General features: G+C 72.7%; 18 protein-coding genes and 1 pseudogene. 6 read left to right on the top strand and 13 right to left on the bottom strand.

From position 1 onward, the window contains the following. Nucleotides 1–120 precede the first annotated feature (120 nt). Nucleotides 121–1,488, top strand: coding sequence for a dipeptidase (locus HNQ79_RS21525; RefSeq protein WP_185033533.1), 1,368 nt, complete (start codon nucleotides 121–123; stop codon nucleotides 1,486–1,488). 93 nt (nucleotides 1,489–1,581) lie between these two features. Further along, on the top strand, nucleotides 1,582–2,292 hold the full coding sequence (locus HNQ79_RS21520) for an MBL fold metallo-hydrolase (protein ID WP_185033532.1): 711 nt from the start codon (nucleotides 1,582–1,584) through the stop codon (nucleotides 2,290–2,292). A gap of 30 nt (nucleotides 2,293–2,322) precedes the next feature. On the opposite strand, the gene HNQ79_RS34550 is transcribed toward HNQ79_RS21520, so the two are convergent. Then, a complete protein-coding gene (locus HNQ79_RS34550; RefSeq protein WP_308437354.1) occupies nucleotides 2,323–3,363 on the bottom strand; it encodes an NUDIX hydrolase in 1,041 nt (346 codons plus the stop codon). Between the two features lie 262 nt (nucleotides 3,364–3,625). On the opposite strand from HNQ79_RS34550, the gene HNQ79_RS21510 reads away from it, so the two are divergent. Beyond that, nucleotides 3,626–3,811, top strand: coding sequence for a DUF8839 family protein (locus HNQ79_RS21510; protein WP_185033530.1), 186 nt, complete (start codon nucleotides 3,626–3,628; stop codon nucleotides 3,809–3,811). A gap of 18 nt (nucleotides 3,812–3,829) precedes the next feature. Here HNQ79_RS21510 and HNQ79_RS21505 read toward each other — a convergent pair whose 3' ends face one another. Both HNQ79_RS21505 and HNQ79_RS21500 read right to left on the bottom strand, forming a co-directional pair. Further along, nucleotides 3,830–4,603: an SDR family NAD(P)-dependent oxidoreductase gene (locus HNQ79_RS21505; protein WP_185033721.1), complete on the bottom strand. Its 774-nt coding sequence runs from the start codon at nucleotides 4,601–4,603 to the stop codon at nucleotides 3,830–3,832. Beyond that, on the bottom strand, nucleotides 4,596–5,153 hold the full coding sequence (locus tag HNQ79_RS21500; RefSeq protein ID WP_229923601.1) for a cupin domain-containing protein: 558 nt from the start codon (nucleotides 5,151–5,153) through the stop codon (nucleotides 4,596–4,598). Before HNQ79_RS21500 ends, HNQ79_RS21505 begins: the two co-directional genes overlap by 8 nt. Nucleotides 5,154–5,305: 152 nt before the next feature. Here HNQ79_RS21500 and HNQ79_RS21495 point away from each other — a divergent pair. After that, a pseudogene (locus HNQ79_RS21495) lies at nucleotides 5,306–6,589 on the top strand (glycoside hydrolase family 27 protein); the annotation flags it as partial. A 25-nt stretch (nucleotides 6,590–6,614) separates the two neighbouring features. Here the strand turns inward: HNQ79_RS21495 and HNQ79_RS21490 are convergent. After that, nucleotides 6,615–7,583, bottom strand: a complete 969-nt coding sequence (locus HNQ79_RS21490; RefSeq protein ID WP_185033524.1) for an ROK family protein — start codon at nucleotides 7,581–7,583, stop codon at nucleotides 6,615–6,617. A 266-nt stretch (nucleotides 7,584–7,849) separates the two neighbouring features. On the opposite strand from HNQ79_RS21490, the gene HNQ79_RS21485 reads away from it, so the two are divergent. Beyond that, a complete protein-coding gene (locus HNQ79_RS21485; RefSeq protein WP_229923617.1) occupies nucleotides 7,850–8,851 on the top strand; it encodes a LacI family DNA-binding transcriptional regulator in 1,002 nt (333 codons plus the stop codon). Between the two features lie 13 nt (nucleotides 8,852–8,864). On the opposite strand, the gene HNQ79_RS21480 is transcribed toward HNQ79_RS21485, so the two are convergent. The 6 genes from HNQ79_RS21480 to HNQ79_RS21455 all read right to left on the bottom strand — a co-directional run bounded on the left by HNQ79_RS21480 (nucleotide 8,865) and on the right by HNQ79_RS21455 (nucleotide 15,612). Next, complete coding sequence (locus HNQ79_RS21480) at nucleotides 8,865–10,889, bottom strand: serine/threonine-protein kinase (RefSeq protein WP_185033520.1); 2,025 nt, start codon at nucleotides 10,887–10,889, stop codon at nucleotides 8,865–8,867. 83 nt (nucleotides 10,890–10,972) lie between these two features. After that, nucleotides 10,973–12,268, bottom strand: coding sequence for a DUF6986 family protein (locus HNQ79_RS21475; protein WP_185033518.1), 1,296 nt, complete (start codon nucleotides 12,266–12,268; stop codon nucleotides 10,973–10,975). A 163-nt stretch (nucleotides 12,269–12,431) separates the two neighbouring features. Next, a complete protein-coding gene (locus HNQ79_RS21470) occupies nucleotides 12,432–13,394 on the bottom strand; it encodes an electron transfer flavoprotein subunit alpha/FixB family protein (RefSeq protein WP_185033516.1) in 963 nt (320 codons plus the stop codon). 92 nt (nucleotides 13,395–13,486) lie between these two features. Further along, nucleotides 13,487–14,272: an electron transfer flavoprotein subunit beta/FixA family protein gene (locus HNQ79_RS21465; RefSeq protein ID WP_185033514.1), complete on the bottom strand. Its 786-nt coding sequence runs from the start codon at nucleotides 14,270–14,272 to the stop codon at nucleotides 13,487–13,489. A gap of 211 nt (nucleotides 14,273–14,483) precedes the next feature. Beyond that, nucleotides 14,484–15,017, bottom strand: coding sequence for a flavin reductase family protein (locus HNQ79_RS21460; RefSeq protein ID WP_373312594.1), 534 nt, complete (start codon nucleotides 15,015–15,017; stop codon nucleotides 14,484–14,486). Between the two features lie 223 nt (nucleotides 15,018–15,240). After that, entirely contained in the window at nucleotides 15,241–15,612 is a 372-nt protein-coding gene (locus HNQ79_RS21455; RefSeq protein WP_185033512.1) for a TlpA family protein disulfide reductase, read from the bottom strand. 271 nt (nucleotides 15,613–15,883) lie between these two features. Here HNQ79_RS21455 and HNQ79_RS21450 point away from each other — a divergent pair, with 271 nt between their 5' ends. Further along, complete coding sequence (locus tag HNQ79_RS21450) at nucleotides 15,884–16,606, top strand: lysophospholipid acyltransferase family protein (RefSeq protein WP_185033511.1); 723 nt, start codon at nucleotides 15,884–15,886, stop codon at nucleotides 16,604–16,606. A 47-nt stretch (nucleotides 16,607–16,653) separates the two neighbouring features. On the opposite strand, the gene HNQ79_RS21445 is transcribed toward HNQ79_RS21450, so the two are convergent. The 3 genes from HNQ79_RS21445 to HNQ79_RS21435 form a co-directional block, all read right to left on the bottom strand. Beyond that, a complete protein-coding gene (locus HNQ79_RS21445) occupies nucleotides 16,654–17,247 on the bottom strand; it encodes a transglutaminase-like domain-containing protein (protein WP_185033509.1) in 594 nt (197 codons plus the stop codon). Between the two features lie 84 nt (nucleotides 17,248–17,331). Then, complete coding sequence (locus HNQ79_RS21440; RefSeq protein WP_185033717.1) at nucleotides 17,332–18,420, bottom strand: threonine aldolase family protein; 1,089 nt, start codon at nucleotides 18,418–18,420, stop codon at nucleotides 17,332–17,334. Nucleotides 18,421–18,485: 65 nt separating this feature from the next. Continuing rightward, the gene (locus tag HNQ79_RS21435) at nucleotides 18,486–19,247 is read right to left on the bottom strand and encodes an SDR family NAD(P)-dependent oxidoreductase (protein ID WP_229923602.1); all 762 of its coding nucleotides are present in this window, start codon (nucleotides 19,245–19,247) and stop codon (nucleotides 18,486–18,488) included. Nucleotides 19,248–19,258 lie beyond the last annotated feature (11 nt).

Here is a 19,258-nt window from a genome sequence, read left to right as displayed (position 1 = left end):
CCCCGTACGCACAAACGTCCCGGAAGCACGGTCGGAACCCGCGTCGCCGATGCGGCTGCCCCGCACCGCACACCGCCTCACCCAGCCGTTTCCCCGTCGCACCCACGAGGAGTTGCGCCCATGACCGCCACCCACCCGATCGCCGCGTCCGTCGCCGCGCTGATGCCCCGTGCCAGGACGGAGCTGGCCGAGCTGGTCGCCTTCCAGTCGGTGGCGGACCCCGCCCGGTTCCCCAGGAGCGAGTGCGAGGCCGCGGCGAACTGGTGCGCCGACGCGCTGCGCGCCGAGGGCTTCGAGGACGTCGCCCTGCTCGACACCCCCGACGGGACGCAGTCGGTGTACGGCTTCCTGCCGGGACCCGAGGGCGCGCCGACCGTACTGCTGTATGCGCACTACGACGTACAGCCGCCGCTCGGCGTGGACGAGTGGGTCTCGCCGCCGTTCGAGCTGACCGAGCGCGACGGCCGCTGGTACGGGCGCGGGGCCGCCGACTGCAAGGGCGGCTTCCTCATGCACCTGCTCGCGCTGCGCGCGCTGAAGGAGAACGGCGGCGTCCCGGTCTCCGTGAAGGTCGTCGTCGAGGGATCCGAGGAGCAGGCCACCGGGGGCCTGGAGCGGTACGCGGAGGCGCACCCGGACCTGCTGGCCGCCGACACCGTCGTGATCGGCGACACCGGCAACTTCCGCGTCGGCCTGCCGACCGTGACGGCCACCCTGCGCGGCATGACGATGCTGCGGGTCACCCTGGACACCCTCGAAGGCAACCTGCACTCGGGGCAGTTCGGCGGCGCCGCCCCCGACGCCCTCGCCGCGATGATCCATCTGCTGGCGTCGCTGCGGGACGCGGACGGCTCGACGACCGTCGACGGTCTCACCGCGGACGGCACCTGGGACGGCCTGCAGTACCCGGAGGAGGAGTTCCGCGGCGACGCGAAGGTGCGCGACGGCGTCGGCCTGATCGGCGACGGCACCGTGGCCGACCGGATCTGGGCGCGCCCGGCCGTCACCGTGGTCGGCATCGACTGCCCGCCGGTCGTCGGCGCCACGCCGTCCCTCCAGGCGAGTGCCCGTGCGCAGATCAGCCTGCGGGTGCCGCCGGGCCAGGACGCGGCCGGGGCGACGAAGCTGCTGACCGCGCACCTTCACGCGCACGCCCCGTGGGGTGCCCGGGTCACCGTCGAGCAGGTCGGCCAGGGCCAGCCGTTCAAGGCGGACACCAGCAGTCCGGCGTACACCTCGATGGCGGACGCCATGCGCGTGGCCTACCCCGGCGAGGAGATGCAGGTCTCCGGCATGGGCGGCTCCATCCCGCTGTGCAACACGCTCGCCTCGCTCCACCCGCGGGCGGAGATCCTCCTCATCGGACTGAGCGAGCCGGAGGCACAGATCCACGCGGTGAACGAGAGCGTGTCGCCCGAGGAACTGGAGCGCCTGTCGGTCGCCGAGGCCCTGTTCCTCCTCAACTACGCGTCCGCCAAGACGGTCTGACGCGCCGCCCGGGACGGCTGCTCAGCGCTGGGCGAACTCAGCGCTGAGCGTAGATTCCTGCGGCGGGCGTACGGCGTCTCGTACGTTCGCCGCATGGACCTCGTAGAGATACTGCCGCACCTCCACATGCTGCGTTTCCCCATCGGCCAGGCCTACCTGTGGCGTGAACAGGGCGCCTCGGGAACCGAGTTGACCCTGATCGACGCCGGGCACCGGGATGCCGCCGCCGACATCGAGCGGGCGATCCGCAGCCTCGGCCGCGATCCACGGGACCTGCGCCGCATCGTGCTCACCCACTGTCATCGCGACCACGTGGGCGCCGCCGAGGAGCTGGCAGCCCGGTACGGGGCCCAGGTGCTGGCACACCGCCTGGACGCGCCGGTGGTGCGGGGCGACGCGCCCACCCCGGAGCCCGACCTGCTGGACTGGGAGGTGCCGCTGTACCGGCACGGGCTGACGGTTCCACCCGCCCCGCCCACCCGGGTGGACCGTGAACTGGAGGACGGCGACCTCCTCGGCTTCGGCGGCGGGGCGCGCGTCGTGCACGCCCCGGGCCACACGGACGGCTCGATCGGCGTCCATCTCCCGCACCACGGCGTCCTGTTCACCGGGGACTGCGTCGCCGCCGTCGGCGAGGTGATGCTCGGTGTCTTCAACGTGGACCGCCCGCAGGCGCTGGCCACCATGCGCCGGCTGGCTTCGCTCGCCCCGTCCGTCGCCTGCTTCGGGCACGGCGACCCGCTCACGGAGGACGCCGCGACCCGGCTGCTCACCGCGGCGGAACAAGCCTCGTCCGCCGGGTAGCAACCTCGGCTCACCGGACGCCCCGTGCGCTCAGCCGACCGGCACCCCCGCCTCCAGGTTGAGCACCGTGCCCCGTTCCCGGGCCCGCAGCGCCCACCGCAGACGCTCGTACCGTTCCGGCGGCAGCAGCCGGGCCGCGTCCTCCTCTCTCACAAACCGCCACTCCCGCAGCTCTGGCCCCGGCAGCAGCACCCGTTCCACCGATTCCCCGTCCAGCCGCCCGCCGTCGAACAGCAGCCTAAGCCCGCCGAATCCGGGTGGGCGGGGCGGTTCCCAGTCCACGACCAGGAGCCGGGGCACCCGTTCCAGTCGTATCCCGGTCTCCTCGGCGACCTCCCGCACCCCCGCACGCGCGGGTGCCTCCCCCCGCTCGACCACCCCACCGGGGAACTCCCAACCGGGCTTGTACGTCGGGTCGACGAGCAGCACCCTGTCCGCCTCGTCGAAGAGCAGCACTCCCGCGGCGAGGGTCTCGGCGGTCGGCGGCGGCGTCTGCACGATGTCGCAGGGTCGGGCCGCCCCGGACCGCACCGCCTCGGCGACGGCCACGGCCGCCTCGTACGGGGTGAGCCGGCTGCCGTCGACGACGTGCGCGTCGGAAACGATCCACTCCAGTGCGGCCAGGTAGGGCTCGATGTGGTCGTACGCCCGCTGCCGCACCCGCAGCCCGGCGTCCGCCGCGCTCCCTCCGGGCTCCGCACGGGCCGCGATCCGCTCCCGCAGGATCGTTTCCTCCACCTGGAGCAGCACGTGCCGCACCGGGATGCGGCGTGACGCGAGCCCGCCGAAGATCTCGTCCCGGTACTCCTGCCTGAGCAGCGTCATGGGCACCACGAGCACCCCGCCCATCTCCGCGAGCAGGGCGGCCGCCGTGTCCACGACCATGCGCCGCCACATGGGGAGGTCCTGGAAGTCGCCCACCTCGGCGAGGCGTTTGGGCGGCAGCAGGTGTTCGAGCGCGGCGCCGGTCACCTCCGGGTCGTAGAAGGTGCTGTTCGGGATCAGATCGATCAGTTCGCGCGCGGTAGTCGTCTTGCCCGCCCCGAACGCACCGTTGACCCAAACAATCACGGTTCCCCCTCTGCCGTTGCCCCCAGTGGACTGCCCGCAACACCCTGCCACGAACAGCCGGTCCCGCGGCATGGTGCCCGCGACGGGCCGCGGACACAACCGTGGCAGTGCTGTGTCCCGCCGCGGGCAACGCCGCACCCGTCGAACGGCGTCGATGCAGATAATGGGGGCGCCCCGGGACGGCTGCGGCCGTGACCCGTCGTCACGGAGTCTCGTTGGGCGCACAGAGGTACAGCAGGAGCACGGATGAGAGGGGTGCGGCATGAACCGCACGGTTTTGCGTCGTTTTCCGGCCGGTGGCCCGCGGGGAAGCTGGCCCGCCGAGGAGTACGCCCACGCGCGGCGCACGGAGGGCTGCCCGGCCGAAGTGGTGATGGACCTGGACGCGGACGCGTTCCTGGTGGTCGTGGCGCAGGCGGCGGCGCCCGCGGAGGTCGCCGCCCTCTGACGGCGTGTCGGCGCCGGGTCACCAGGTGGGCCGCGCGCTGATCCCTCCGTCCACCACGAGGTCCGTACCGGAGATCCAGGCGGCGGCGTCGGAGGCGAGGAAGACGCACGCGTTGCCGACGTCCTCGGGCGTGCCGAGCCGCTGCAGCGGGGCGGCCGCGCCCCAGCGGCGCACCCCCTCGGGCCATTCGCCGGCGAGGCCGGGGTGGTCGATCAGGCCCGGCGAGACGCTGTTGACGCGGATGCCGTCCCGACCGTACTCCAGGGCGGCGGAGCGGGCGAACATGACCAGTGCGGCCTTGGACGCGCAGTAGTGCGCATGCCCCGGCGCGGCCTGACCGGCCTCGATCGAGGCCACGTGGACGACGCTGCCGCCGCCCCTCGCGGCCAGGAGCGGCGCGGCGGCGCGGGTGCAGCAGAAGGCGCTGGTGGTGTTGGCGTCGTACATCTCCCGCCAGTCGTCGGCGGTCATGTCCGCCAGGTCGAGGGTGGGCTGGATCCCCGCGTTGTTGACCAGCACGTCCAGCCCGCCCCGCCAGTCCGCCGCCGTCTCGACCAGCCGTCGGCATTCGGACTCGCGCGTCAGGTCCGCCTGTACGGACAGGGCGCGGCCGCCGGCGTCCACGATCCGCGTGACGAGCGCCATGGCCGACTTCTCGTCCTGCCGGTAGTGGATGACGACGTCGGCCCCGGCGGCGGCGAACCTCTCCGCGATTCCCCGGCCGACCCGACCGCTGGCGCCGGTCACCAGGGCGACGCGTCCGCTCAGGTCCCACGGGTCCGCCTCACGCATTTCCGTCACCTTCGTTGCCTTCCTTGCCGTAGATCATGCTGAGCGGTGCTCCGTCGCGGCACAGTTCCCGGATGAGGGCGGCCTGTTGCGGATAGCGGGCACCGAGCTGTCGCGCGTCCCCGCCCTCGTAGTCCGCGGGCAGGAATCCGGGAGCCATCGTCGTACCGAACAACGACCAGGCGCCGCCGGGCGCCACGCGCGCCCCCATCCACGTTCCCGCCCGTACGACGTACTGCACGGGACCGCCCCGGGCGAAGTCTCCGAGCGGTACGAGGCGGTCGGTGCCGTCCGGGGCCAGGAGCAGCAGCTCCAGCGGATCACCGCGGTAGAAGTGCCACATCTCGTCGACGGGCAGCCGGTGCAGCGCCGAGAAGTCGCCGGGGGCCGAGGTCAGCAGGACGAGTATCGCCGTGCCGGCGGGCCGCCCCGTTCCGTCGGCCGGCCCCGCCCAGGTCTGCCGGAACAACCCGCCCTCCACGGGCAGGGGTTGCAGCCCGAGGCGCTGCGCGAGGAGACGGGCTTCGGTGAGGGGTGCGTCGTCGACGGTCACCGGGATCAACGTACCCGTGCCCGGGGCACGCCACCCCTGACCGTCCGTCCGGTCTTCGCGGCGTGAACACGCCGGTCGCCTGCGGGCACCGCCGCGGCGTCCGTGTTTTGCTGAGCCGGTCGTGTTCATCCGCCGTTACGGAGGAACTCTCCATGCACCCCTCGTCCGGTCGCCCGGTCCCGCCCCGCCGCTCGCGTCGTGCGCCCCGCCCGGGGGTGGCCGCTGCCCTCGCCGCCGGACTGCTGTGGGCGGTGTGCGTCACGGCGCCGTCCTCCGCCGCACAGCCCTCCGCCGGAGCGGAGCCCTCCGCCCCTGCCCAACGCTCCCTCCCCGGAGCGCTGGCGCTCACCCCGCCCATGGGTTTCAACAACTGGAACTCCACCCACTGCCGTGCCGAGTTCAACGAGGCCATGATCAAGGGCATCGCCGACCTCTTCGTCTCGAAGGGGCTCAAGGACGCCGGCTACGAGTACGTCAATCTCGACGACTGCTGGGCGAAGCCGCAGCGCGACGCCGCGGGCAAGCTGGTGCCGGATCCCGTCCGCTTCCCCCACGGGATCAAGGCGGTCGCCGACTACGTCCACTCCAAAGGGCTGAAGTTCGGCCTGTACAGCAGCGCGGGCACCCGGACCTGCGACAGTGTCGGCATGCCCGGCGCACTGAACCACGAGTACAGCGACGCACAGCAGTTCGCCGAGTGGGGCATCGACTTCCTCAAGTACGACAACTGCAACAACGAGGGCGTCGACCACATGCTCCGGTACACCACCATGCGCGACGCGTTGCAGGCCGCGTCCGCCCGGACCGGTCGCCCCATCCTCTACAGCCTCTGCGAGTGGGGCTCGTACCGGCCGTGGGAGTGGGGCCGGGACGTCGGCCACATGTGGCGCACCACCCGGGACATCAAGGACAAGTGGCCCATCATGCTGGGGATCATGAAGGAGAACCTGCGGCTGGCCGACCACGCGGGTCCCGGCGGCTGGAACGACCCGGACCTGCTGGAGGTGGGCAACGGCGGCATGACCGACACGGAGTACCGCACGCACTTCTCCATGTGGTCCATCATGGCTGCCCCGCTGTTCATCAGCACAGACCTGCGCAAGGCCTCCCCCGCGACCTTCGCCATCCTCTCCAACCGGGAGGTCGTCGCCGTCGACCAGGACCCGCTCGGCAGGCAGGGATCGGTGGTCTCCTCGGAGGGCGGCCGCTGGGTCGTCGCCAAGGAGCTGGCAGACGGCAGCCGTGCCGTCGCCCTGTTCAACGAGAGCGACAAGCCGCAGCGCATCACGACCGCCGCGACCGCCGCCGGTCTGCCCGACGCCCCCGGCTACCGGGTGCGCGACCTGTGGCGCAAGACGGAGGTCCGGTCCGCGGGCACGCTCTCCGCGACGGTGCCCGCACACGGCACGACGCTGCTGCGGGTGGGAGCCGACGACCGGTAGGCAGCGCGTCCCGGCGCGCTCACCGCGGCCCGCCGCCACCGCTCCGCGCACTCCCGTCGAGCAGCGCGGCGGCCGCCGCACCCACCAGACCGGCGTCCGTGCCCATGCGGGCGGGCACGGCCTTGAGCCCCCGTACGAAGGACAGCGCGGCATACTGCGCGAGCGCGGCCCGCAGCGGCTCGAAGAGGACGTCGCCGGCGCCCGCCACTCCCCCGCCGATCACCGCGATGTCCACCTCGACGAGCGTGGCGGTGGCGGCGATTCCGGCGGCCAGGGCCTGCGCCGCGCGGGCGAACGACGCGAGTGCGACGGGGTCGCCCGCGCGGGCCGCGGCGGCCACGGCGGCGGCCGAGGCATCGCCGTCGGGGCCGGGCCGCCAGCCCTGATCGGCGGCCCGCCGGGCGATGTTGGGGCCGCTGGCGATGCGCTCGACGCAACCGCGTGAGCCGCACGGGCAGGGGTCGCCCTCCAGGTCGACGCTGATGTGCCCGATGTGGCCCGCGTTGCCGGTGGGGCCGGGGTGGGGGCGGCCGTTCAGGATCAAACCGCCGCCGACGCCGGTGGAGACGACCAGGCAGAGCGCGTTGTCGTGGCCCTGGGCGGCGCCCTTCCAGTGCTCGGCGGCGGTCATCGCGACACCGTCGCCGACCAGCCGCACCGGGAGCTCGCCGACGGTCGTCCGTACCCGCGCGACCAGCGGGAAGCCCCGCCAGCCGGGGACGTTGACCGGGCTGACCGTACCGGCGGCGGCGTCGACGGGGCCGGCGCTGCCGATGCCGACGGCGGACACCGCGGTCCACAGCGGAGAGGCCGTCAGTTCGGCGAGCACCGCGTCGACCGCGGCCATCACGCTCTCCCCGTCCTCCTGCGCGGGCGTCGGCCGCTGGGTCCTGAGGTGAATCCGGCCGGTGTCGTCCACCAGTGCACCCGCGATCTTGGTACCGCCGATGTCGAGCGCGGCGACGAGGTCGGTGAACTCGGTGTGCATCGGCGTACCACTCCAGGGAGGAAAAGGGATGGGAAAGATCCAGGGCCAGGCCAGTCTCCCTACACCTGACAACGTTGTCCAGGTGCGGGAGCCCTATGCTCGGTGCCGTGAGCCGACGCGACGTCCGCGACACCCCGCGACCCGCCCCCACGCCGACGACCGAAGGACAGCGCACCGTGGCCGACACCACCGCTCCTCCCCCGTCCGTCTCAGGAGGGTCCCGGCGCCCCGTGCCGCCGCAGAGCCGCTACGGCAACCGGCCCACCATGAAGGACGTCGCCGCCCGCGCGGGCGTCGGCCTCAAGACGGTCTCCCGGGTCGTCAACGCCGAGTCCGGTGTCACCCCGGACACCGAACGCCGCGTCAGGGAGGCCATCGACGCGCTGGGTTTCCGCCGCAACGACAGCGCCCGGGTGCTCCGCAAGGGCCGCACCGCCAGCATCGGACTCGTCCTCGAAGACCTCGCCGACCCGTTCTACGGGCCGCTGAACCGGGCCGTCGAGGAGGTCGCCCGTGCCCACGGCGCACTCCTCATCAACGGCTCTAGCGCCGAGGACCCGGACCGGGAACAGGAGTTGGTGCTCGCCCTGTGCGCCCGCCGGGTGGACGGTCTGATCGTGATCCCGGCCGGCGACGACCACCGCTACCTGGAGCCGGAGATGGCGGCGGGGGTCGCCACCGTGTTCGTGGACCGTCCGGCGGGGCGCATCGAGGCCGATGTCGTGCGGTCCGACAGCTTCGGCGGGGCGCGCGCGGGCGTGGCGCACCTCATCGCACACGGGCACCGCCGGATCGGCTTCATCGGCGACCAGCCCCGCATCCACACCGCCACCGAGCGGCTGCGCGGCTACCACGCCGCGATGGCGGACGCCGGGCTTCCGGTCGCCGAGGGGTGGGTGGCACTGGGCAGCACCGCACCGGAGCGGGTACGGGCCGCCGCCGAGGCGATGCTGGAGGGCACGGCGGACGAGGCGGTGACGGCCGTCTTCACCGGCAACAACCGGGTGACGGTCACGGTCGTGCGGGTGCTGGCGGGGCGCGAACACCCCGTCGCCCTGGTCGGGTTCGACGACTTCGAACTTGCCGATCTGCTGCATCCCGGGGTCACCGTCGTCGCGCAGGACGCGGCGACGCTCGGCCGCACCGCCGCCGACCTGTTGTTCAGCCGGCTGGACGGGGCGGGAGGCGCCCCGGTGCAGGTGGTGCTGGAGACGCGCCTGGTGCCGCGCGGCTCGGGCGAGATCCCGCCGGAGCGCGGGCGGGAGTGACCGCCGGGACGGCTCAGCAGGTGGGCAGGCCAGGCAGCGGCCGGTCGTTGTCACCGCCCTTGAGGTAGACGACGCTGACGTACACACCGGTGTTGCCGTTGTCGTCGTCGGTCCTGGCCCACCAGACGTTCGTCCAGTTGCCGTAGGTGACGCGGCGGCCCAGGTCGGCCTGGCAGTAGAAGTAGTTGGTGCCGGCGTTGAGGGTGCCTGCCCGGTCGCCGTTCGCGCGGATCGAGTCGGAGGTCCGCCAGACGTCGCAGTTGTACTTCCCGGCGCCGATGCCGTGGCAGACCGGAGCCGCGGGGGGCGGTTGCGGGGGCGGGTTGCCGCCGCCGGCCGCGGCGCCTCCCGCGACGCTGCCGCCCGCCGCCGTACCCCGGCCGCCCGAGCCGGCCGCCCCGCCCGCGGAGCCGGCGCCCGCGGAGCCGTTGTCGGACGTCTTGGCGCCCTTGCCACCCACGCCTCCCGCGGCGTCGGTGCCGCTGGACGGAGAGCCGGGCTTCGTGCCGCCCGGGGTGGCCGTGGGCGTCTTCCGGTCTGCCTGCTTGCCCTTGTCCTTCCCGGGGGGCGTGGGCGCGGCGGTCTTCTGCGCGGCGTCGGTCGGCAGCGAGCCGATGGCCGGCAGGCCGTCCGGGTCCGGTGCGTCGGCCGCCTGCGAGCTCTTCGCCGCGGGGCCGCCCGCCGTCCGCTCGGCGTTGCTCCCGTCGCCCAGGGCGTACGTCACTCCCGCGCCGGCCAGCAGCACCGCGGCGACGCCCGAGGCCACGAGCGCCTTGCGCCGGCCGCCGGAGGCCGTGTCTGCGGGCGCCGCCCGGCCGCGCCGCCCGCCGCCCCCGGGCGCCGCGACGGCGGAGGCCGCGAGGGATGCCGGGTCCTGCGGCCCGGCCGACGGCGTCGGGCCGGTCGGGTGGCCCCCCTGCTCGGCGGGGTGCGTCGGCCCGGTGGCGTACGAGGGGTGCGCGGCCGGGTTCGCTCCCGTGCCGTAGCCGCCGCTCGTGCCGTATCCGCCCGGCCCCGTGCCGAAGTCGCCAGGGGCGGGCGGCGTGTGCGGTCCGAAGCCCGGTGCCGGCTGGGCGTACGGAGCCGCGGCGGGCGTTCCGGCCGCGGCGGCCGGGGGCACGGCGGGCCCGAACGCGCCCTGGGGCTGTTGTGCGTGCGCGCCGGTCGCTCGGTGCGCGGGGCGCGGTGCGGGCCCGGCCGGGTTCCCCTCGGCGACCGCGGTGAGCAGTCGCGCCGCCTCGGCCGCGTCGGGCCGCTGGGCGGGGTCCTTGCTCATGAGCCGTTGCAGTACGGGGCCGAGCGGCCCGGAGCGCACGGGTTCCGGGAGCGGGTCGACGACGATGGCGGTCAGCGTCGACCAGGTCGACGTACGGCGGAAGGGCGAGCCGCCCTCGACGGCCGTGTACAGCGTGGCGCCGAGTGCCCAGATGTCCGAGGCGGGGCCCGGTTCCTGGCCCTGGGCGCGCTCGGGTGCCAGGTAGTCGAGGGAGCCGACCAGTTCGCCGCTGCGGGTGAGGCGGGTGGTGGAGCCGTCGCCCGGGTCGTCCATGGCGGCGATGCCGAAGTCGGTGAGGACGATCCGGCCGCTTCCGTCGAGCAGGATGTTGCCCGGCTTCACGTCGCGGTGCAGGACGCCGACGCGGTGGGCGGCGCCGAGCGCCTCCAGCACCCTGGCTCCCAGAGCGGCGGCCTCGCGCGGGTCCAGGAGACCTTTCTCGGTCAGCACGGCGTCCAGGGACGGGCCGTCCACGAGCTCCATCACGATGACGGGGCGGCCCTCGTGGTCGGCGACGTCGTGGACGGCGACGACTCCGGGGTGGCGGACCCGGGCGGCAGCCCTGGCCTCGCGCTGCATCCGTACGCGCAGATCGGCCAGTTCGGGCGCCGAGGCGTCGTTGTACGCGCGCAGTTCCTTGACGGCGACCTCGCGGCCGAGCACCTCATCGACGGCGCGCCAGACGACGCCCATGCCGCCGCGGCCGAGCTGTTCGATGACGCGGTAGCGGCCGGCCAGCCGCTCGTTCTCCCCCGTAGCCACCACTGCCCCGATCCGTTACGCCAAATGTGGTTGCGAACAGAGTACGGGGCAGCAGTGACAGCCGGGCGCGGGGCTGAGCAGGGTTACGAAGCCGTTGCCGTGAGGTCCCCGCGGCGCGGTGAGGCGAAGGAGTCCAGGTCGGCGCGGGTGAGGCCGGTGAGCCGGGCGACCTCGGCGGTGTCGAGGGCGCCGCAGTCGATACCGCGCAGCAGGTAGCCGGCGAGCGCCTTGGCGGTGGCGGGCTCGTCGGCGATGTCGCCGCCGAGCTGGTTCGCGTACGCGGCGAGGCGGGCGGCGGCCTGCTCGAAGCCCTCGCGATAGAAGGCGAAGACGGCCGCGTAGCGGGTCGGCAGGTGACCGGGGTGCATGTCCCAGCCCTGGTAGTACGCGCGGGCCAGGGCACGGCGGGTGAGGCCGAAGTGCAGGCGCCAGGCGTCGTGGACCTTCTCGGTGGAGCCGACCGGCAGGACGTTCGTGGAGCCGTCGGAGACCCGGACCCCGGTGCCCGCCGCGGCGACCTGCATGACCGCCTTGGCGTGGTCCGCGGCCGGGTGGTCGCTGGCCTGGTAGGCGGCGCTGACGCCGACGCAGGCGCTGTAGTCGAAGGTGCCGTAGTGCAGTCCGGTGGCGCGGTCCTCGGCGGCGTCGATCATGCGGGCGACGGTGGCGGTGCCGTCGGCGCCCAGGATGGACTGGCTGGTCTCGATCTGGATCTCGAACCCGATCCGGCCGGCGTCCAGTGCGTGCGCCTTCTCGAACGCCTCGACGAGCCGCACCATGGCGGTGACCTGCTCGGGGTACGTCACCTTGGGGAGGGTGAGGACCAGGCCCTCGGGGAGCCCGCCGGCCGCCATCAGTTCACTCAGGAAGACGTCGAGGGTGCGGATGCCGCGGTCGCGGACGGCTGCCTCGAAGCACTTCATGCGGATACCCATGTACGGGGCGGCCGTGCCGTTCGCGTACGCCTCGGCCACCAGCCGGGCCGTACGGGCGACGTCGGCGTCCTCGTCGGCGGGCGTGCCGCCGTAGCCGTCCTCGAAGTCGATGCGCAGGTCCTCGATCGGCTCGCGCTCCAGCTTGGCCCGCACCCTGTCGTACACGGCGTCCGCGAGGGAGGCGTCCAGGCCGAGCACGGCGGCGAACGAGGCGGCGTCGGGGGCGTGCTCGTCGAGCATCGCGAGCGCCTGCTCGCCCCAGGAACGGAGGGTGCCCGCCTCGTAGAGGTTGCCGGGTACGTAGACGGTGTGGACGGGCTGCCGGGTGCCGGGGTCTCCGGGGTAGCGGCGGGCCAGCTCCGCGTCGACCGGTGCGAGGGAGGCGCTGATGCCCTCGCTGACCGCGCCGGTGAGGCTCGTCGCCACCTTCTCCTGCTGACCCATCTCAACCCTCCAGTTTTCCGCTTCACGGAATCAACAATCCGCATAGCGAAGTTAATGGCCCACCGTGATCCACGTCAATGGTTCCCCGCCACCGGCCCCGGATACGGCTCGGGGCCGCCCGGTGAGAACACCGTGCGGCCCCGAGTCGTACGAGAAGTGCAGGTCAGCCCTTGCGCGACTCGACCTCTGCGGTGAGCTGCGGGACGACCTCGAAGAGGTCGCCGACCACGCCGTAGTCGACCAGGTCGAAGATCGGAGCCTCGGCGTCCTTGTTGACGGCGACGATCGTCTTGGAGGTCTGCATGCCGGCCCGGTGCTGGATCGCGCCGGAGATGCCGGAGGCGATGTACAGCTGCGGCGAGACCGACTTGCCGGTCTGGCCGACCTGGTTGGAGTGCGGGTACCAGCCGGCGTCGACGGCGGCGCGGGAGGCGCCGACCGCGGCACCGAGCGAGTCGGCGAGCTTCTCGATGACCGCGAAGTTCTCGGCGCCGTTGACGCCGCGTCCGCCGGAGACCACGATCGCGGCCTCGGTCAGCTCGGGACGGCCGGTGGACTCGCGCGGGGTGCGCGAGACGACCCTGGTGCCCTTGGCGGCGTCGGAGAAGGTGACCGGCAGGGCCTCGACGGCACCGGCGGCCGGGGCGGCCTCGACCGGGGCCGAGTTCGGCTTCACGGTGATGACCGGGACGCCCTTGGAGACACGGGACTTGGTGGTGTACGAGGCGGCGAACGCGGCCTGCGTGGCCACCGGACCCTCGTCACCGGCCTCCAGGTCGACGGCGTCGGTGATGATGCCGGAGCCGATGCGGACCGCGAGACGGGCCGCGATCTCCTTGCCCTCGGCGGAGGACGGGACCAGCACGGCGGCCGGGGAGACGGCGTCGTACGCGGCCTGGAGGGCGTCGACCTTCGGGACGACGAGGTAGTCGCCGAACTCGGCGGCCTCGGCGGTCAGGACGCGGGTCGCGCCGTGCTCGCCGAGCACGGCGGCGGCGGCGTCGCCACCGGCCCCGAGGAAGACCGCGACGGGCTCGCCGATACGGCGGGCGAGCGTCAGCAGCTCCAGGGTGGGCTTGCGGACGGCACCGTCCACGTGGTCGACGTAGACGAGAACTTCAGCCATGGGAATGCTCTCCTGCGAGTGCGAAGAAACGGGGAAGGGGACGGGCGCTCAGGTGCTGTGCCGGTCCGGGGTCTGGCCCCGGACCCCGGCCGCTAGATGAACTTCTGGCCCGCGAGGAACTCGGCCAGCTGCTTGCCGCCCTCGCCCTCGTCCTTGACGATCGTGCCCGCGGTGCGCTCGGGACGCTTGTCCGCGGAGTCGACCGCGGTCCAGGACCCTTCGAGGCCGACCTCTTCGGCGTCCAGGTCCAGGTCGCTGAGGTCCAGGGACTCCACCGGCTTCTTCTTGGCGGCCATGATGCCCTTGAACGACGGGTAGCGGGCCTCGCCCGACTGGTCCGTCACCGAGACGAGCGCCGGGAGGGAGGCCTCCAGCTGCTCGCTCGCGGCGTCGCCGTCGCGGCGGCCCTTGACGACACCGTCCTCGACCTTGACCTCGGAGAGCAGGGTGACCTGCGGAACGCCCAGACGCTCGGCCAGGATCGCCGGGAGGACGCCCATGACGCCGTCGGTGGACGCCATGCCGGTGATGACCAGGTCGTAACCGGTCTTCTCGACGGCCTTGGCGAGCACCAGCGAGGTCGCCATGACGTCACTGCCGTGCACGTCGTCGTCCTCGACGTGGACGGCCTTGTCGGCACCCATGGACAGCGCCTTGCGCAGCGCGTCCTTGGCGTCCTCGGGGCCCACCGTCACCACGGTGATCTCCGCGTCGTCGGCCTCGTCGGCGATCTGGAGCGCCTGCTCGACCGCGTACTCGTCGAGCTCCGACAGCAGACCGTCGACATCGTCGCGGTCGACCGTCAGGTCATCGGCGAAGTGCCGGTCGCCGGTGGCGTCGGGCACGTACTTCACACAGACAACGATCCTCAAGCTCACGCCGGCTCTCCTACTGCATCGTCTATTTGTCGGCTGCCTCGTTGCAGGCAGCATAGGCGCCTGAAGGGGCGGTTTCCGGTCGGGGCTGGTTGCGCTCCAACTCGAATATTACTCGTCAGTACATCCACAGCGTTCCCGTTAAGCAAGCGCTTTGAACTGTGACCTTGCCGACGCTGTGCAATCGCCGGCAAACATCTGTTTCGGGGAACTCTCAGTCGCGCAGGGCGTTGAAGCGCCCCTGGTGGTAGAGCAGTGGCCGCCCCCGCCCGGAGGGGTCCGCCGAGGGATTCCCCGCCACGGCTTGGGCGAGCACGATGCGATGGTCTCCCGCCGGTACCCGGGCCACCACCCGGCACACCAGCCACGCCAGCACCCCGTCGAGGACGGGCACCCCCTCGGGCCCCGTCCGCCACCGGGTCGGCGCGCCGAACCGGTCGGCGCCGCTGCGCGCGAACGTCGCGGCGAGCGCCTCCTGGTCCTCTCCGAGCACGTGTACGCCGATGTGCTCGGCCTCCGCGAGGACGGGCCAGCTGGAGGAGCCGGTGCCCACCCCGAAGGAGATCAGCGGGGGTTCCGCGGCGACGGAGTTGAGTGAGGTGGCGGTGAATCCGACGGGTCGCAGGTCGCGGCCCGCGGCGGTGATCACGGCGACCCCCGCGGCGTGCTGCCGGAAGACCGAGCGGAGCAGCTCGGGTCCCGCCTGGGGGGCGGGTCCCGTCGGCCGCGGCACGGCGACGTCGGGCACGAGAGCGGACTGGGGCGTCACGGAGTTGTCCTTCGGCGGGTACGGGTGGTGCGGTCGTCCAGTCCGTCGCTGCTCAGACACCGGGACAGCGCGCGCTCGCGTTGCGGGCCAGGTCGACGCGGGCCCGCCCGTACAGAAGGGGTTCCGGGGGCATGACGTCACCCTGACGATCGGGGGCGTGCACCGTCAAGTGCACGGGGGGCGGCACCCACTGGGAGATTGATCACGTTGCGTCACCTGTGTGCCGTCGGGGGCCGGGGCGTGCGGCATCGACGGCCCGGCCGAGCGCCGCGACGACATCCGCGCGACGGGGCTGCCCCGCCGCGCGTTGCACGATCCGGCCGTTCCGGTCGAGTACGAGCACGGTCGGGGTCTGCCGCACGTCCAGTTCCCGCACGAGGGCGAGCCGTTCCTCCGCGTCGATCTCGACATGGGTGACGCCGTCGACCATCGCGGCGACGTCGGCGAGGATCCTGCGGGTGGCCCGGCAGGGCTGGCAGAACGCGCTGGAGAACTGGACGAGGGTCGCCCGCTCCCCCGGCTCGACGCCCAGTTCGGCACTGCCGAGCTGTTTGACGGCATCCCGTTCCGGCATATTTCACCCTCCCCTTACTCATGGCTTGTCACAGTGTGCAGCGTGCGGCGCCCGTGCCGCCATTCCCGGTCGCCGTCCCGCTTTCGAACAGCCCGCAGCAGGTCAGGGCACGCGCCGGGGCGCGCGGGACGTGATGAGAATCTCGCAGATTGGGTACACGGGGACTGGCTACTGGGCCGCTCATGGGGCACGATCTGCCCAACGCCGAAAACCTACGGCAGCGTAACTTTCGTACCGGGCGAGCCCTCCCCGGTCAGAGAAGGGTCCCGTCATGGCAGAACTCGTCTATCGGCCGGTCGTCGGCGCCGCGCGCACACTGTTCAAGGCGCTCGACCTGAAGATCGACACCCAGGGTTCTGAGAACATCCCCCGCTCGGGCGGGGCAGTGCTGGTCAGCAACCACATCAGTTACCTCGACTTCGTGTTCAACGGCCTCGCCGCGCTGCCGCAGAAGCGCCTGGTGCGCTTCATGGCAAAGGAGTCGGTCTTCCGGCACAAGGTGTCGGGGCCGCTGATGCGCGGCATGAAGCACATCCCGGTGGACCGCAAGCAGGGTGAGAACGCGTACAAGCACGCACTGGACTCGCTGCGCTCCGGCGAGATCATCGGCGTCTTCCCGGAGGCGACGATCTCCGAGTCCTTCACGCTGAAGAGCTTCAAGTCCGGTGCCGCCCGCCTGGCGCAGGAGGCCGGAGTGCCGCTGATCCCGATGGCCGTCTGGGGCACCCAGCGGATCTGGACCAAGGGCAGGCCGCGTAACTTCGGCCGCAACCACATCCCGGTCACCATCCGCGTGGGCAAGCCCGTGGAGGCCCCCCCGGAGGAGTACGCCGGCGCCATCACGCGGCGGCTGCGGGAGCGCGTCCAGGAACTCCTGGAGGCCGCACAGCGCGCCTACCCGGTGCGCCCCAAGGACGAGAAGGACACCTGGTGGATCCCTGCCCACCTGGGCGGCAGCGCGCCGACCCCGGCACAGGTGCGCGAGGCGAGCTGAGGCTCCCGGCCCGGCGCGCTCCGAGGCCCGGCGTCCGCCGCCGGGCCTCAGAGCGCGCCGGGCAGCGCCTCCCACAGGTGCGAGCGGTCCGGCGCCTCCTGGAGGACGCGGAGCACACCCGCGTGGGGTGCGGCGTACAGGGTCGGATAGTCCCGCTCGCCGCGTTCCTCGTCCGGCAGGAACGCCAGCCGCTCCCCGTCGAGCGAGAACCGCGCGTCGACGCCCTCCTTGTTCCCGCGGCAGTCCTGCCGGTGCCAGGCTCCGCCGAACCGTACGGCGACCAGTCCGTGCAGACAGCTGCCGCCCGCCCCGTCGTACTCCAGCCGCTGGTAGCACAGCGCGGTGGGGATGTCCTCGGCGCGCAGCAGCGCGGTCAGGGCGTGGGCCTTGGCGTGACAGATGCCGGTGCCCTTCGCCAGGACGTCCGAGGCGCGCCAGGTGACGCGCGGGTCCCCGGAGTCGGCGGAGTGCGCAATCCCGTCCCGCACGAACTCGAAGGCCGCGTGGGCGTAGGCATACGAATCCGCGACCTGCCCCGCGAGGCGGGCGGCCGTGTCGCGTACGAGCGGGTGGTGGTGGTCGATGGCCTCGTCGGACGCCAAGTAGGCGGACAGGTCAGGGACTTCCTGGATCAGTTCCATGCGCGGGAGCATAGGAATGCGACCGACCGCGGGTCAATATATTTTCGGTCGATCGCATACCTATGCAATATGTGAGGTGGGCGCTCAGCGCCCGGCCTCCTCCTTGAGGGCCTGAATGAACGCGTCCACGTCCTGCTCCGTCGTGTCGTACGCGCACATCCAGCGCACGTCGCCCGCGGCCTCGTCCCAGAAGTAGAACCGGAAGCGCTTCAGCAGCCGCTCGCTCACCTCGTGCGGCAGCCGGGCGAACACGGCGTTCGCCTGCACCTCGTGGAGGATCTCGACGCCGTCGACGCCGCGGACACCCGCGGCGAGCCGCTGGGCCATCGCGTTGGCGTGCCGCGCGTTGCGCAGCCACAGGTCCTTGGCGAGCAGCGCCTCCAGCTGCACCGACACGAAGCGCATCTTCGAGGCGAGCTGCATCGAGGACTTCCGCAGCCGCTTCATCGCCGTCGGGCGCACGGCGTCCGGGTCCAGCACGATCACGGCCTCGCCGAAGAGCATGCCGTTCTTGGTGCCGCCGTACGACAGCATGTCGACGCCGACGGCGTTGGTGAAGGCGCGCATGGGCACGTCGAGGGAAGCGGCGGCGTTGGCGATCCGCGCGCCGTCGAGGTGGACCTTCATGCCGTGCTGGTGCGCGTGGTCGCAGATCGCCCGTATCTCGTCCGGCGTGTAGACCGTGCCGAGCTCGGTGTTCTGGGTGATCGAGACGACCTGCGGCATGGCGCGGTGCTCGTCGTCGAAGCCCCAGGCCTGCCGGTCGATGAGTTCGGGGGTGAGCTTGCCGTCCGGGGTGGCGACGGTCAGCAGCTTGAGCCCGCCCATCCGCTCCGGTGCCGCGCCCTCGTCGACGTTGATGTGCGCGCTCTCGGCGGCGATCACCGCACCCCAGCGGTCGGTGAGCGCCTGGAGGCACACCACGTTCGCGCCGGTACCGTTGAAGACCGGGAAGGCCTCCGCCGACGGGCCGAAGTGGCCGCGCACCACCTGCTGGAGGTGCGCGGTGTAGTCGTCCTCGCCGTACGCGACCTGGTGGCCGCCGTTGGCGAGGGCGAGGGCCGCCAGCACCTCGGGGTGCGCGCCCGCGTAGTTGTCGCTGGCGAAGCCCCGTACGGACGGGTCGTGGTGGCGGCGGGCATCGGTCCTGGGCGGGGTCGCCGGGCCGGTCACGGAGGTGGTGGTCGTGGTCGTCACCGTGGTGGTCGTTGTGGTCACGGCATCCGTGTCCGTCACGGTCACGGCTTGGGGGTCAGCCACAGGCGCTGTCCATTCACTTCGGCGGCGGGCCGCATCCAGACGCCGGCGACGGCCTCGGCCAGTTCCGTGACGTCCGTGAAGCCCGCGAACTTCGCATTCGGGCGCTCGGCGCGCATCGCGTCGTGCACCAGTGCCTTGATCACCAGGATGGCAGCCGCACTGTGCGGCCCGTCCTCGCCCCCCGCCTTGCGGAAGGCGTCCGCCATGGCGAGCGTCCACGCCTCGGCGGCGGCCTTGGACGCCGCGTAGGCGGCGTTGCCCGCGGTCGGCTTGGACGCGCCGGCGGCACTGATCAGCAGGTAGCGGCCGCGGTCGCTGCGCTGGAGTCCGTCCTGGAACGCGAGCGAGGTGTGCTGCACGGTGCGGATCAGCAGCTTCTCCAGGAGGTCCCAGTCGGCGAGGTCGGTCTCCGCGAAGGTGGCGGAGCCGCGCCAGCCGCCGACGAGGTGGACCATGCCGTCGATCCGGCCGAACTCCTTCTCCGTCTTCGCCGCCCACGCGCGGGTGGCGTCCAGGTCGAGCAGGTCGACGGTCTCGCCGATGACCGTGGCACCGCCGTGCGCGTACCGCGCGGCGTCCACGGCCTCCGCGAGGCGTGCCACGTCGGCGTCCGCGCCGACGACGGTGGCACCGGCCTCCGCGAGCCGCAGCAGCGTGGCGCGCCCGGCCGGTCCGGCCGCTCCGGCGACCGCGATGACGGCTCCGTCCAGGGCGCCCTCGGGGGTGTCGATCGGGGTCATGACAGTCGCCT

Origin of the sequence: Streptomyces candidus (assembly GCF_014207445.1) — a bacterium.
GTDB classification, from domain to species: Bacteria; Actinomycetota; Actinomycetes; order Streptomycetales; family Streptomycetaceae; genus Streptomyces; species Streptomyces candidus.
Note: the sequence above shows the minus strand (reverse complement) of the source record. Positions and strands in the feature narration are given on the sequence as shown.